The sequence below is a fragment of the Micrococcaceae bacterium Sec5.8 genome, assembly GCA_039636775.1.
In the GTDB taxonomy this organism is placed as follows: Bacteria; Actinomycetota; Actinomycetes; order Actinomycetales; family Micrococcaceae; genus Arthrobacter.
This window is the reverse complement of sequence record CP143429.1, coordinates 917,819-931,760: the sequence shown is the minus strand read 5'-3', so window position 1 is coordinate 931,760 and position 13,942 is coordinate 917,819. Positions and strand designations below refer to the sequence as shown.

Annotated in this window: 11 protein-coding genes; 7 read left to right on the top strand and 4 right to left on the bottom strand. The window is 68.8% G+C overall.

What is annotated here, in order from left to right:
• Positions 1-112 precede the first annotated feature (112 nt).
• Positions 113-1,114, top strand: coding sequence for a hypothetical protein (locus tag VUN84_04305; GenBank protein XAS64904.1), 1,002 nt, complete (start codon positions 113-115; stop codon positions 1,112-1,114).
• A gap of 127 nt (positions 1,115-1,241) precedes the next feature.
• On the opposite strand, the gene VUN84_04300 is transcribed toward VUN84_04305, so the two are convergent.
• The 4 genes from VUN84_04300 to VUN84_04285 all read right to left on the bottom strand — a co-directional run bounded on the left by VUN84_04300 (position 1,242) and on the right by VUN84_04285 (position 6,070).
• Positions 1,242-2,129, bottom strand: a complete 888-nt coding sequence (locus tag VUN84_04300; GenBank protein XAS64903.1) for an NmrA family NAD(P)-binding protein — start codon at positions 2,127-2,129, stop codon at positions 1,242-1,244.
• An 89-nt stretch (positions 2,130-2,218) separates the two neighbouring features.
• Positions 2,219-3,085, bottom strand: coding sequence for a MurR/RpiR family transcriptional regulator (locus tag VUN84_04295; protein XAS64902.1), 867 nt, complete (start codon positions 3,083-3,085; stop codon positions 2,219-2,221).
• Positions 3,086-3,170: 85 nt separating this feature from the next.
• On the bottom strand, positions 3,171-4,703 hold the full coding sequence (locus tag VUN84_04290; GenBank protein ID XAS64901.1) for a serine hydrolase domain-containing protein: 1,533 nt from the start codon (positions 4,701-4,703) through the stop codon (positions 3,171-3,173).
• The gene (locus VUN84_04285; GenBank protein XAS64900.1) at positions 4,700-6,070 is read right to left on the bottom strand and encodes a M20/M25/M40 family metallo-hydrolase; all 1,371 of its coding nucleotides are present in this window, start codon (positions 6,068-6,070) and stop codon (positions 4,700-4,702) included. The genes VUN84_04290 and VUN84_04285 overlap by 4 nt, the downstream gene beginning before the upstream one ends.
• A 231-nt stretch (positions 6,071-6,301) precedes the next feature.
• Here VUN84_04285 and VUN84_04280 point away from each other — a divergent pair, with 231 nt between their 5' ends.
• Genes VUN84_04280 through VUN84_04255 form a run of 6 tightly spaced genes read left to right on the top strand, consistent with a single transcriptional unit; the run spans position 6,302 to position 13,940 of the window.
• Positions 6,302-8,197, top strand: a complete 1,896-nt coding sequence (locus VUN84_04280; protein XAS64899.1) for an ABC transporter substrate-binding protein — start codon at positions 6,302-6,304, stop codon at positions 8,195-8,197.
• A 2-nt stretch (positions 8,198-8,199) separates the two neighbouring features.
• The gene (locus tag VUN84_04275; GenBank protein XAS64898.1) at positions 8,200-9,276 is read left to right on the top strand and encodes an ABC transporter permease; all 1,077 of its coding nucleotides are present in this window, start codon (positions 8,200-8,202) and stop codon (positions 9,274-9,276) included.
• Positions 9,273-10,175 carry an ABC transporter permease gene (locus tag VUN84_04270; GenBank protein ID XAS64897.1) on the top strand — a complete coding sequence of 301 codons (903 nt, stop codon included), beginning with the start codon at positions 9,273-9,275 and terminating at the stop codon, positions 10,173-10,175. The genes VUN84_04275 and VUN84_04270 overlap by 4 nt, the downstream gene beginning before the upstream one ends.
• Positions 10,175-11,878: an ABC transporter ATP-binding protein gene (locus VUN84_04265; GenBank protein XAS64896.1), complete on the top strand. Its 1,704-nt coding sequence runs from the start codon at positions 10,175-10,177 to the stop codon at positions 11,876-11,878. Before VUN84_04270 ends, VUN84_04265 begins: the two co-directional genes overlap by 1 nt.
• The gene (locus VUN84_04260; protein ID XAS64895.1) at positions 11,875-12,840 is read left to right on the top strand and encodes an LD-carboxypeptidase; all 966 of its coding nucleotides are present in this window, start codon (positions 11,875-11,877) and stop codon (positions 12,838-12,840) included. Before VUN84_04265 ends, VUN84_04260 begins: the two co-directional genes overlap by 4 nt.
• Positions 12,840-13,940 (top strand): serine hydrolase domain-containing protein, encoded by a 1,101-nt coding sequence (locus tag VUN84_04255; protein XAS64894.1) that lies wholly within the window; start codon positions 12,840-12,842, stop codon positions 13,938-13,940. Before VUN84_04260 ends, VUN84_04255 begins: the two co-directional genes overlap by 1 nt.
• Positions 13,941-13,942 lie beyond the last annotated feature (2 nt).

Sequence of the window (13,942 nt, the reverse complement as noted above, 5' to 3'; positions counted from 1 at the left end):
GCATGACAGAAATTGACAAGAGGCTTTACAAGCCGGTCATAGTGCCGTAGTTTCGTTCCATCACAGCGGCCGCTGCGGGCGGCCGCCCCGCATTCCACCGGTTAGGACACCCATGAGAACTCCAACGACTCTGGCCACCAGCCTCCTCAGCCTCTCCGCGGCGGCGCTGCTGGCCTTGAGCGCGGCGGGTGCAGCGAGCGCCGCTCCGGTGCCGGGCAAGGCGCCAGCCGAGACGTCGGGCGTCAGCAGCCATGCCGTCGTCGAGACCGGCGCTGCCGACTACTGGACGGAGGAGCGGATGCGCACCGCAATCCCCGGAGACGTGCTGGCCGACAAGGCGGTGCAGCGGGGAGCCTGGGCCAAAGCCGCACTGAACCGCCCGGCCGAGGCGGGTGCGCCGAGCACCGTTGAGGCCCTGGCGCCAAGCGTCCAGTCCAAGGAAATCCAAACCAGGGCCAACGCGAGCGAGACCCCGGTCAAGCACGTGGGCAAGATCTTCTTCACTCTCGGCGGCGCCAACTACGTGTGCTCGGGGAACTCCGTCTCGTCCGCGAACAAGAGCACCGTCTCCACGGCGGGGCACTGCGTGAACGAGGGCCCGGGCGCTTTTGCTACCAAGTTCACCTTTGTCCCGGCCTACCTCAATGGCGCCGCTCCCTATGGCAAGTGGACAGCCAAGGCCCTCTACGCCCCGACCCAGTGGAGCTCCGGCGGCGACATGACCTACGACACCGGCTTCGCGGTCCTGAACACCCTCAACGGCCAGAAACTGGCAGACGTGGTTGGCGCGTCGGGTGTGCAGTTCAACGCCGCCCGCGGCCTGAGCTACAAGTCCTACGGTTACCCGGCGGCTGCACCCTTCAACGGTGAGTCGCTCAAGAGCTGCAGCGGCACCGCCACCAACGACTCCTACAACCCGCAGTTCAAAACCCAGGGCATCCCGTGCAACATGACCGGCGGATCCTCCGGCGGCCCGTGGTTCATCGGTTCCAGCTCCACCGGCTACCAGAACTCGGTCAACAGCTACGGCTACGGCACAAACTCCACCACGATGTACGGCCCGTACTGGGGCTCCGTCATCCAGCAGACCTACGGCACGGCGGCCGCTTCCTAGCCTTCAACCACCCAGCAGCACGAACACTTGCGCGGGGTCACCTGCGGTCCATCTCCAGCAGCGGGGATGGGTCCGGGTGGCCCCGCGCTGGCATGGGCTGGGTGGAGCCAGCCGGCCCAGGGCGGGATCAGCGCACCGGCGGCGGAGTCGGTTGCCAGGTGCCCCGTTCCCGGTGGGCGAATTCGGCGAAACTGATCGGGTCCCGGCCCAGGACTTGGCGCACCGAATCGGACAAGCCGCCGGCCAGTCCGAGCCGGGCTGAGGTGTAGATGGCCGCGGTGATGAAGGCCATCGCCCAGGTCATTCCCAGGGTTCGACGGGCATGCCCGAGGTAGCGGAAGATACCGGGCCGGGCATACCGGATGGGCCGGCCAAGTTCGTCTGCCAGGATTTGGGCAACCTGTCCGTAGGTCAGCGCTTCGTTCCCGGTCACGGTCCACGCGGTGTTGCGGTGCGCGGCGGGATTCAGCAGTGCTGCGGCGCTGACGGCGCCGACGTCCTCGCAGTCAACGAACGCGGTGCCGCCCCGGCCGGCGGGAACCACGAGTTCGTCACGGTCGCGGATATCACTCACGTGGGTGGTGGCAAGGTTTTGGTGGAAGAAGGACGCCCGCACGAAGGTCCAGGCAACACCGGAGCCGCGGAGCCACGCTTCGATGGCGGCGTGCGGGACGGCTTTGTTCTTCTCCGCACCCTGGATGGAAAGGAACACCATCTGCTCGACCCCGCAGGCACGGGCGTACTCCAGGGCAGGGATGATCTGCGTCTTTGGCTTGCCCAGCTGCGGCGGGCGCAACAGAAACATTCCGTGGACCCCGTCGAACGTGCCAGGGAAGGTGCTCTCGTCCGCGAAATCGAAGGCAACGGCGTCCACCCGCTGCCCGAACATCCGGCGCACCGATTCGGCACTGCGGCCGGCCGCACGGACGCTCCGGCCGGCGGTGAGCAAGTGTTCCACCACGACCCGCCCGACATTACCCGTGGCCCCGGTCACCAGGATCACCTCATCCGCCATCAGGCCATCTCCTTTCGTGATACTGCACAGAAACCGGCGCGAACGCCGGTTCATCCCGGCGCCGACGGCGGCCCGCCGCCAAGACGCGCTTACGGCCTCGGCCCCGGTCGCCCCAGGACGGCCTCGCGGGTGATCTCCAGCGCCTCCAGCGTGGATCCGTAACTCAGCCGGGCGACACTGACGAAGAGGCAGTCCACCACGGACAGCTGGGCTATCCGGGACACCATGGCGCCGGATCGGAACGCGGTCTCCCGCACCACGGTGAACAGGCTGAGGTCTGCTTCCTGGACGATCGGCGACGCGGCCGCATTGCTGACCGCCACCGTTGCCGCCCCGGAAGCGTTCGCCCGGCGGAGGAACTCCAGCGTCTCCCGGGTCCGGCCGCTGTGCGAAAAGGCGATGGCCACATCCTCGGGGCCCATGAGGGATGCCCCCATCAGGGCATCATGCTGGTCCCGGAACGAGGTCGCCTGCCGCCGGATCCGGAAAAGTTTGTACCGGAGATCGTCCGCGACGATGGCCCCGGCACCCACCCCGTAGATGAGTGTGTGCGGAGCGGCATTGATTTTCTCCGCCACGGTGCCGAGGACGTCGAGGTCAAGGCCGTCCAAGGTCTCCTGAATGCCCATGGTCTCGGTGTAGCGGACTTTGGCGACGGCATCGGCGAGGGAATCCTCCGGCCGGATGTCTTCGCCGAACTTCTTGCCCACCGCCCCTGAGCTGTGCTCGCGGCCGATTTCGGTGGCCAGCGCCAGCCTGAGCTGGACGTAGCCGCTGAAGCCGATGGCGCGGCAGAACCGCACGACGGAGGGTTCGGAGGTGTTGCACATCGTGGCGAGTTCAGAGATTGTCAGGCCCAGCACAACGCCCGGATCGGTGACGATCACCTCGGCAACGCGCCGGGCTGCAGGCGCCAGCGAGGGCATCAGGGAATGAATGGTGGACTGGATACTCACGTACGGCTCCCTGGGCTCGGGCCCTGCCCTGTAGTCCCGGCGCGCCAGCCGCCCCGGGTTCTCGGATTCTATGTCCTTACCGGCGCTAATCATCGGCCGGCGTGGACGCGACCGCCGCGAAGGTCAGGCTCTGCACCTTGGGCACCGCCTCGGGCGTCATCGACAACTCGCAGTGGAGGCCGCCGCGGTCGCCGGGCATCACCCATTCGAGCCGCGCCGCTGTCTCGCTGAAGCCGGGTTCCGGGGCGCCATGCCGCAGCGGCCCCACCGCGGCCAGCACCAGCTGCAGCCGCTCCCGCCGGTCCTCGATCGCCTCATCCAGCTCCACGTTGCTGGCAAACACCGAGCGCGCCAGTCCGTCATCCCACGCGTGGACGAGCCGTTCGACGACGGCGCGCGCCTCGAGCGTTTCAGGCCACGGGGTTGCGCCGGTCCCTGCCGGCTCCCCCGACGCCGGCGTCGCAGGATCGGCAGGAGGGTGTCCGGCGGGACGGGCTTCGCCGGGCAGGATGCCCCCGGGAGGGGCTTCGCCGGCATTCTCAAGTGCCGCGGCGAGCACTTCGCGGACCAGGACACCCACCTTCGCGTAGCTGGCGTTTTCGAAGCCGACGACGGCGGTGCCGCTCGCAGGGTGCCACGTCATGTGTGAGCTGAACCCCGGATACCCGCCCGCGTGGCCGACCACCAGTCCCCGGACCGGGTCCTGCAGGACCCGGAGGCCAAAGCCGTAACCGCCGGCGCCGGCCGTCCCGCCGGTGCCACCAGTGACGAGGCGCTCCGGTCCGGCAGGCCGGTGCAGCCGTTGCATTTCCCGGCGGCTTGCCCTGCTCAGTGGCTGCCCGGGGGGTTCCGTCCCGTCGGCAAAGCCGTCGGCAAGCCAGTCCGCCCAGCGGCCCAGGTCGGTGAGGGTGCTGAAGAGCCCGCCGATGGCCGAGAAGGCACCGGGTGCGCTGAAGGGTTGCGGTTGCCACTGCTCGCGGCGCCGGCGATAGCCCCGGGCCACTCCCCCGCCCGCGCGGACGCCGGCGTCGAAACCGGTGCTCACCAGCCCCAGCGGCTCCAGCAGTTCCTGCCGGACCACGTCGGTGTAGCCGCGTCCTGCGGCCGCCGCGATGACGGCTCCAAGCATGGCATAGCCCAGGTTCGAGTATTCGTAGCCTGTTCCAGGCGCCCGGACCAGGCGCACCCCGGCTTTCAGCAGGTCCTCGAGGCCGGCGCCGGACATGGCTTCCTGCCGGTCGGCCCAGGGGTCGTCGGTGGGCAGCCCGCCGGACATGGTCAGAAGCATCCGCACGGTCAGCGGACCACCGGGCATGTCCTTCTCCGGGCCGATCAGGCGGAGATAAGGCAGATGCACCGAGACCTCGCTGTCGAGGTCCAGGAGGCCGCGGTCACGCAGGATCAGGACGGCGGCAGCGGTGAAGGATTTAGTGCAGGACGCGATACGGAAGGCGGTATCAGCCTGCGGCGGACGGCCGGTCTCATCGATGCTGCCGCGCAACGCGGCGGCGCGCAGGTTTCCTGCGGTGAAGACGCCGACGGCGAGCGCCGGCGCCGTGCGGCCACGCACCCGGTCCGCAGCCAGAGGCTCAAGCAGCGCTGCCCACCGGTCACTCACACGTTTTCCAGGAAGTCCTGCAGGATCAGCTGCCCGCTGCGGACACTCGCTGCCGGAACGCGTTCGTCCACCCCGTGCACGCCGTCCACGGTCCGGCCGTCGGGGTCGGCGCCCAGCGGTGCGAAGCCGAAGCAGGAAATGCCCAGCGGGGCGAAAGCCTTCGCGTCGGTCCCGCCGCCCATGCAGTACGGCACCACGACGGCCGCAGGGTCGTGCCGCAGCAGGGCCCGCCGCATCGAATCGAACCAGTGCGACCCCGCGTCCGACTGGGTGGGCGGCTGGTGGGAGAGGAATTCCCGCGTGATCCCCGGCCCCAGCAGCGCATCGATGGTGTCCATGGTGGATTCCTCCGTCCCCGGCAGGCAGCGGATGTCGATGTCGGCTTCGGCGACGCCAGGGATGACGTTGACCTTGTACCCGGCACGGAGCACCGTGGGAGTGGCCGAGCAGCGGATGGTCACCCCGGCCACGGTGCCTGCCGCACCCATGGCGTCAATGGCGACTCCGACGCCGGCCTCGGTGGCCAGGTCCGCGTTGTGCCCCAGCGCCGCTGAGGTCTGCTCAATGTAGGTGCGCACGGCAGGCGTCAGGGTCAGCGGCCAGCGGTAGTTACCTACCCGGTCGAGCGCGGAGATCAGGGTCTTGACGGCATTCGCAGGCACCGGGCGGGAGCCGTGGCCGGAGTTCCCCTCGGCGCGGACCCGGATGTGCAGGGTCCCGCGTTCCGCGACCGCCACGGGGTACAGCCGGACGGAGGCGCCATCGACGGCGGTGAGGACGGTCGCGTGGCCGCCGGATTCGCCGATGGCGGCCCCGACGCCGGCGAAAAGTTCGGGATGGTCGGCTGCGAGCCAGAGCGCCCCGTAGTCGCCTTTGTCCTCCTCGTCTGCGACAAAAGCCACCACGATGTCCCGTAAGGGCCGGATTCCCGCTGCCGACCAGTTGAGCAGGGTCGCGAGGGTCATGGCCACCATGTCCTTCATGTCGGAGGCGCCCCGGCCGTAAATGTAGCCATCATCGATCTCACCGGAGAACGGGTCCCGGCTCCACTGCTCCGGTTCGGCCGGTACGACGTCGAGGTGGGCGTGGACCAGCAGGCCCGGCAGGGACCTGTCTGTGCCCTCGATCCGCACCACCACCGAGGCGCGTTCCGGCGAGGGTGCCAGCAGCACGGGCCGGTAGCCTGCGGATTCCAGCAGGGCGGCGATAAATTCGGCACACTCGCGTTCCCCGGCGCTTTTGCCTTCTCCGTGGTTGGTCGTATCGAACCGGATCAGCCGGGCGCACAGTTCAGCGGCATCGATGGGAGGAACGAACACTGTCGGCAGATGGGGCGCCGCAGCAGTGCTTGACGGATGGATGGTCACGGTTGAGTCTCCCTGGATGGTTTTCTGAACACCTCGGCTATAGGGTGAGCGTAAGTGAATTGCATCACGTTATTCAATCCGGTAATTCATTTACATGCTGGTTACATCCGCGACACAACTCCCGGATACCTTGAACCGTACCTCCCGGCCCTGCCGGGGGCACGGCGCCAGCCGCCATCAGAAGCACAGATCACAGCACCACGCTGATCACTGAACCACTAGGGGAACGCGATGACACCGACACGGACCGCGACAGTACCGGCACCACCGACGGGAAGCCCAGCGCCGCTGGGGAGAACCCTGGGCACAACCCGCGCCGGGGTGCGTCTTCCGGCGCTCCTGGCCGCCGCCGTCGTCGCCCTCGCCCCGGCCGTCATGTCGGTTCCGGCGGCCACCGCGTCAGGCGCTCCGGCGGGCAGCACCCTCAAGCTGGCGCTGACCGGCGACATTGACTCGCTCAACCCTTTCAAGGCAATCCTTGCCAGCAGCACCGGTATCCTCGCCCTGCAGTACCAGTCGCTCGTGGCCTACGGCCCGAAGAACAACGAGGACGTCCCCAGCATGGCGGACACGTGGGAGACCTCCACGGACGGCAAGGTCTGGACGTTCCACCTGCCCTCGGACCGCAAATGGTCCGACGGCAAACCGATTACCGCCCAGGACGGCGCCTGGACCTTCAAGGCCATCCAGACGAACGATCAGCTCAAACAGGCCAACGGCTCGCTCCTGTCCTCCGTTGAATCGGTGGAGGCCAAGGACGCAGAAACGCTCGTCATTACGCTCAAGGCGCCGCAGGCACCCAACCCGGGAACCCAGCTGCCGATCATGCCCGAGCACGTCTGGTCCAAGGTCGGAGACCCGGCGACATTCACCAACGACAAGGATTCGGTGGGCTCGGGCCCGTTCACAGTCACCAGCTATGACAAGGCAGCCGGCGTGACCATGAAGTCCAACCCCTACTACTGGCAGGGCAAGGCCAAGATCGACGGCATTACTTACGCGCCCTACAAGAACAGCGACGCCGCGGTCCAGGCCCTCAAAACCGGTGAAGTGGACCTGATCAGCGGCCTGACCCCGGCCCAGTTCAAGGCCCTGCAAAACCAGCCCGGGATCACCACCAACGCCGGCACCGGCCGCCGCTACCAGGCGGTTGGCATTAACCCCGGCACACAGACCCCGGACAACACCCCCATCGGCGATGGCAGCCCGGCCCTGCACGACGTCGAACTGCGCCGCGCGATCGTGATGGCCATCGATAACAAGACCCTCCTGGACAAAGTCCTCCAGGGCCTCGGCCAGGAGGCCACGGGCGAGGTTCCGCTCGCCTACCCCCAGTACAACTGGGACACCACGGACCTGCCGCTGAAGTACAACCCGCAGGGCGCCAACGAGCTGCTGGACAAGGCCGGCTACACCAAGGGCGCCGACGGAATCCGCCTGGACAAGGCCGGAAACCCGCTCAAGCTGCGCCTGATGGGCCGCAACACCGATCCCACGCACCAGCAGATGGCCGATTACATCAAGCCGTGGTTGAAGGAAGTCGGCATCGATGTCACCACAGTCATGAAGTCCTCCGCCCAGGTCAATGACGACTCCGTGGTGGGTAACTACGACCTCTACTTCACCGGCTGGGGCATGGGCCCGGACCCGGACTTCCAGCTCTCCATCAACACGTGCGCATCCCGCCCGAACGCTGACGGTACCGGCGCGACGTCGGAGAACAACTACTGCTCCCCCGAGTTCGACGCCCTCTTCAAACAGCAGCACGAGGAACTTGACCAGGCCAAGCGCAGCGCCCTGGTCAAGCAGGGGCAGGAAATGATCTACAACGCCGCCGTCAACAACGTCATGTACTACGCGAACACGCTTGAGGCCTACCGCTCGGATAAGTTCCAGCCGTTCGTCACGCAGCCGGAAGTGGGCGGGGTGATCACCGGGCAGAACGGTCCGTGGGGTTACTACAGCGCCACGCCGGTGGGCATGGCCGCCGGTTCCGGAACTGACCAGGCCTCGGCCGGTTTCGACCCGGCCGCGGTGATCGTGCCCGCCGTCGTGGTCCTGGCCCTGGCAGCCGGCGGATTTGTGCTCTACCGCCGCCGCAGCGCCACCGCAGGAGACCGCGAGTAATAATGGAATCAACGCTCAACGAACCCGTCCTGGGAGGGGCGGTGCCCGCTCCGGCCGTCCCTCCGGGCGCCGCCCCGGCGAAGGATACCGACGAGCCCCGGCGCGGCGGCTCCTGGCCGCGGTACATCGGCGCCAAAGCCGGCGGCGCGGCGGTGTCCCTGGTCATGGTGGTCCTTCTCGGCTTCTTCGCCTTCCGCATCCTGCCCGGCGACCCGGTCCGTTCCCTGGCCGACGGCCGGCAGGTCACGCCGGAGCAGATGGACATCCTGCGCCGGCAATACGGCCTGGACCAACCCCTCCCGGCGCAGTTCTGGCGCTACCTGACCGACCTGTTCCAGGGCAAACTGGGCGATTCCTACACCTACAACCGGCCGGTGATGGAGCTGATCCTGGACCGGATCGGCCCCACCCTGCTGCTGACCGGCACCGCCGCCGCGCTCTCCGTCGTCCTGGGCCTCTGGCTCGGGCAGCGGGCAGCGTGGCGGCGGGGCAGCAGCTTCGACAAGACCCAGACCGGCCTGGCCCTGGTCTTCTGGTCCGTCCCGACGTTCTGGCTGGGCCTGCTGATGCTGCTGGTCTTCGCCGGCGGGCTGCACTGGTTCCCCACCGGAGGCATGGTGACGGCCGGTGTCCAGGCCACCGGACTGGGCTACGCCTGGGACGTGGCCCGGCACATGGTCCTGCCGGTCCTGACCATGGTGGCCGTCGTCTACGCCCAGTACCTGATGGTGATGCGGGCTTCCCTGCTGGAGGAGATGAGCTCCGATTACCTCGTCACCGCCCGGGCCAAGGGCCTGCGTGAGGACGAGGTGCGGCGCAAACACGCCGTCCCCAACGCCCTGCTGCCCACCGTGACACTGATCTTCCTGACCCTCGGCGGGCTGGTGGGCGGGGCTGTGACTGTAGAGACGGTCTTTTCCTGGCCGGGGCTGGGCTATCTGACGTTCCAGGCCCTGTCCGCCCCGGATTTCCCGCTGCTGCAGGGAACCTTCGTTGTCTTCTCCTCGATTGTGATCCTCATGAATTTCTTCGCCGACATCGTCTACCGCCTCCTCGACCCCCGGCTGCGTGCCTCATGAGCACGCTCACGAACGACCGGCGCAGTGTGGCCGCCGCCCGCCGGGCCCAGCGCCTCCGCGAGGTGTGGGCGGAATTCGCCGCCAACCGCGCCGGCCTGATCGGCCTGGTCCTGCTCTGCATCGTCATCCTGCTGGCCCTCCTGGCCCCGCTGCTGGCGCCGGAGGAAACCCTTAACGTCACCCGGATCACCTCGGCGCAGAACGAGCCCCCCACGTGGGCAAACCCGCTGGGCACCGACCCTGCCGGCCGGTCCGTCCTGGCGATGCTGGTCTGGGGCGCCAGGATCTCGCTGCTGGTCGGCTTCGCAGCGACAACCGTGTCCATGCTGATCGGCACCGTGGTGGGCATGGCCGCCGGGCATTTCACCGGCGTTACCCAGGGCGTCTTGATGCGCGTCATCGACTTCTTCCTGGTGGTCCCCAGCCTGGTGCTGGCGATTGTGCTGTCCTCGGTGATCGGACCCGGCGTCGCCACGATTGTGATCGCCATCGGCATCACCTCCTGGGCCGGCACCGCCCGCCTGGTCCGTTCCCAGACCCTCAGCGTGGAGTCCCGCGCTTACATTGAGCGCAGCTGGGCGCTGGGCGCCTCCGACGCCCACATCATCGGCAAACACGTGCTGCCTGCCGTGCTGCCGCTGGTCCTGGCCAACACCACCCTCACCGTCGGCTCGGCCATCATCGCCGAATCAACCCTGTCCTTCCTCGGCATGGGGGACCCCGGGCAGATCTCCTGGGGGTCCATGCTGAAGGCCGCCCTGGACACCGGCGCCGCCACCGGCGGCTACTGGTGGTTCGTGTTGACCCCCGGCATCGCGATCGTCCTCGTGGTGCTGTGCTTCACCCTGGTGGGCCGCGCCTTCGAGTCCGTCATCAACCCCACCCTGAGAGGCCGCTAATGCCGCGTCTTGAATTCAAGGACCTCCGCGTCACCTACGCCTCCCAGGGCGAGGACGGCCCCCGCACCCTGACGGCTGTTGACGGCGTCAACCTCGTCGTCGAGCCCGGCTCCACGCTGGGACTTGCCGGGGAATCAGGCTGCGGGAAATCCACCCTGGCCATGTCGGTGCTCCGGCTGCTGCCCGCCAACGCCAAGGTCGAGGGCAGCATCCTGCTCGGCGAGGAAAACGTGCCGGACCTGAGCTGGGGCCGGCTGCGCACCGTCCGCTGGACCGAAGCCTCCATCGTCTTCCAGGGCGCCATGCATTCGCTTAACCCGGTCCGCAAGGTCCGGGACCAGATCACCGAAGCACTCCGCATCCACGCCGCGGCGCTGCCCTACCAGGACGACGCCGCACGGGACACCCGGGTTGCCGAACTGCTGGAACTCGTGGACCTCTCGCCGGCCAAGGGCGCCTCCTACCCGCACGAACTCTCCGGCGGACAAAAGCAGCGGGTCATGATCGCCATGGCCCTGGCCTGCGACCCCGAACTCATCATCGCCGACGAACCCACCACCGCCCTGGACGTCATAGTCCAGGCCCAGGTCCTCAACGTCCTCACCGCCCTGGTGGCCTCCCGCGGGCTGTCCCTGGTCATGATCAGCCACGACCTCTCCGTGCTCGCCGCCACCTGCGAGCGGATCGTCGTCATGCAACAGGGCAAAATCGTAGAGGACGGACCCTCTGCGGACGTGATGCGCAACCCGCAGCACCCGCACACCCGGGCCCTCGCCGCCGCGTTCCCGCTGATCGGCGACCCGGCGTCCCGGCTCCGGCTCCCCGGCTACACGGCACCGGATGCCCCCGCCGCGACACCGGCGGAAAAGGCCGGCACGTTCACGGCGCCGGACCCGGCCGATGTGGTGCTCGAGGCCCGGAACCTGTCGGTGACGTTCACCGGCCGCGGCGGCAACGTCAAGGCCGTGGACGCGGTGAACCTGCGGTGTGGGCGCGGTGAGATCGTGGCGCTCGTGGGGCAGTCCGGCTCCGGTAAGACCACCCTGGCCCGCACCATGCTGGCCCTGCAGCGGCCGACGTCGGGCGAGGTACTGTTCGAGGGCAAGGCCCTCTCGCACCGCCGGAAGGCCCTGAAGGATTACCGGCGCAGCGTCCAGTTCGTGCTGCAGGACCCCTCCGCAGCACTGAACCCGAAGCACTCCGTTTACGAGGCGGTCGCCGAGGGCCCGCGGCTGCACAAGCTGCCGGGCAACGAACGGGAAATCGTCGCCGCGGCGCTGCGGAAAGCGGAACTGAACCCGCCGGAACGGTTCCTGGCCGCCATCCCCCAGGAACTGTCCGGCGGTCAGCGCCAGCGCGTCGTCATTGCCGGCGCCCTGGCGCTGGAACCGGAATTCCTGGTGGCCGATGAACCCGTGGCGAGCCTGGACGCCTCCGTGCGCGCCGAAATCCTGGCACTGCTCCTGCGGCTGCGCTGCGAACTGGGCCTGGGCGCCCTCGTCATCACGCATGACCTCGGCCTGGCCTGGAATATCGCCGACCGGGTGGTGGTGATGTTCGAGGGCCGGATCGTCGAGGAAGGCGCGGTGGAGGACGTGCTGCTGAACCCGCAACACGAGTACACCCGGAAGCTGCTCAGCGTGGTACCCACCAACAACGTCGTGGCGGACGACGCCAGCGTCGCGATCGGCTCCGGCTCATGACGGCACCGCCGGCCAACTCCCCCGCCCCGGCAGGTGCCCCCGCAGCAGTCACAGTCCTGTCGCCGCTCCGGCCGGGCGACCGGGTGGGGCTCGTGGCGAGCTCGGGGCCGCCGCAGCCGGCCATGCTGGAACGGTCCATTACACTGCTGGAATCCTGGGGCCTGGTCCCGGTGCCCGGGCGCAACCTCCGGGCCACCCACCCCCGCGCGGCGTACCTCGCCGGCGAGGACGCCCAGCGCGCCGCTGATCTGCAGGAGGCGTGGTGTGATCCGGCGCTGGCTGCCGTGTTTGTGATCCGCGGCGGTTACGGTTCCGTGCGCCTTCTGGACCTGCTTGACGTCGACAAGCTCCGCGCCGCCGTCCCGAAGCCGCTGTTCGGGTCCTCGGACGTTACCGGGATCCACGAATTCTGGGCCGAACAGCTGGACATGCCCACGTGGTTCACGCCGATGCTCGCCACCGGCGCCTTGCTCGATGACCCCGCCGCGGCCGCCAGCCTGCAGCAGGCCGTGCTGGAGCCGTTCGCCGGCCGCCGCTACACGGCGGACGCAGCCCGGACCCTCGTCCCGGGTACGGCCCGCGGACTCCTGACCGGCGGGAACCTGAGCCTGCTCGCGATGACCCTCGGCGCCCGCGGCAGACGGCCGGTGAACAACACCGGCCGGATCGGCCTGCTCGAAGACGTCACGGAACCCCCCTACAAAATCGACGGGATGCTTCATTCACTCTTGCGGGCCGGCTGGTTCGAGGGACTGGCCGGGCTCGCCCTGGGCTCCTGGCAGGACTGCGGCGACCTCGCCGAGGTCGAGGACCTCTGCGTGGAACTGCTCGCACCGCTGGGGATTCCGCTCGTCTGGGAACTCGGCTTCGGCCACGGCCCGGCAGCACACAGCATTCCGCTCGGGGTCCCGGCCACCCTGCACGCACCCGACGCCGCCCGCCCCAGCCTGGCGCTGGACTGATGGCCCGGGTTGACCGGCTGCTGACGGTGGAACTCCAGCGCCTGCTCGACGCTGCCGTGGACGGCGGCATCACCCCGTCGGCGGTCTGTGCCGTCGCTGTCGGCGGCGAACGGCTGCCGGTCATCACAGCCGGGAACGCCGTCCGCTTCGGCGATGACGGCGTCGAACTGGCGGCGGAACAACGCCCCGCGGCGGACGCCGGGACGTTTTACGATCTCGCCTCCGTCACCAAGATTTTTACCGCAGTCACCGCACTGGCTCTCGTGGACCGCGGCGTACTGGCCCTTGATGCGGCTGTGCCGGTCCCGGCGGGCCACTCCGGGGTGACGCTCCGCCATCTCCTCACCCACACCTCGGGGCTGCCTGGAATCTGGCAGGGCTGGCGCGGACCGCTGGCCGCCGGAACACGGTTCGACCGGCCGAGCCTGATCGCGGACCTGCTGTCCCTGCAGCCCGCGCACCCGCCGGGAACACGCTTTGAGTACTCCTGCGCCGGGTTCAACACCATCATGGCCCTTGCCGAACAGACCACCGGGCAATCCTGGCCGGACCTGGTCAGGGAGCATGTCCTCTCCGGACTGGTCCCGTACACCGCCCTGACCTTCTTCCCGGATCCGGGCCGCAGCGCCGCGACCGAGTTCCAGCCCGACCACGGCCGGGGCATGATCCGCGGCACCGTGCACGACGAGGCGGCCTGGTCCCTCGGCGGCCCCGCCGGCAACGCAGGACTGTTCGGGACGGCGCCGGCGCTGCTGGACTTCGGCGAGGCGCTGCGGGCCGGCCTGCCCGGCATCCTCTCCCCCGCCACGGCCGACGCCATGTGGACCGACCAGCTCCCGGCGGTGCTGGGCGCGTCCCTGCCCGGCTCCGGCGCCGGGTACGGCCACGGGCTGGGACTGCGGATCGGGCAGGCGGCGTGGATGGGCTCCCCGGGCGCCCGGGGGCACAACGGGTTCACCGGGACCTCGCTGCTGGTGGACCGCGACGCCGGCCTCAGCGTGGTCCTGCTCAGCAACCGGGTCCACCCCCGCCGGGAGCTCTCCGACGTCCAGCCCGTCCGGCTGGCCGTGTCCCGCGCGGTCTACTCCGCCCTCAGCTAGGA

What these genes read in the sequence shown, in the direction of transcription:
- VUN84_04275 (XAS64898.1), top strand. Translation starts at nt 8,200, where the DNA reads ATGGAATCAACGCTCAACGAACCCGTCCTGGGAGGGGCGGTGCCCGCT.
- VUN84_04270 (XAS64897.1), top strand. Translation starts at nt 9,273, where the DNA reads ATGAGCACGCTCACGAACGACCGGCGCAGTGTGGCCGCCGCCCGCCGG.
- VUN84_04300 (XAS64903.1), bottom strand. Translation starts at nt 2,129, where the DNA reads ATGGCGGATGAGGTGATCCTGGTGACCGGGGCCACGGGTAATGTCGGG.
- VUN84_04260 (XAS64895.1), top strand. Translation starts at nt 11,875, where the DNA reads ATGACGGCACCGCCGGCCAACTCCCCCGCCCCGGCAGGTGCCCCCGCA.
- VUN84_04255 (XAS64894.1), top strand. Translation starts at nt 12,840, where the DNA reads ATGGCCCGGGTTGACCGGCTGCTGACGGTGGAACTCCAGCGCCTGCTC.
- VUN84_04280 (XAS64899.1), top strand. Translation starts at nt 6,302, where the DNA reads ATGACACCGACACGGACCGCGACAGTACCGGCACCACCGACGGGAAGC.
- VUN84_04305 (XAS64904.1), top strand. Translation starts at nt 113, where the DNA reads ATGAGAACTCCAACGACTCTGGCCACCAGCCTCCTCAGCCTCTCCGCG.
- VUN84_04265 (XAS64896.1), top strand. Translation starts at nt 10,175, where the DNA reads ATGCCGCGTCTTGAATTCAAGGACCTCCGCGTCACCTACGCCTCCCAG.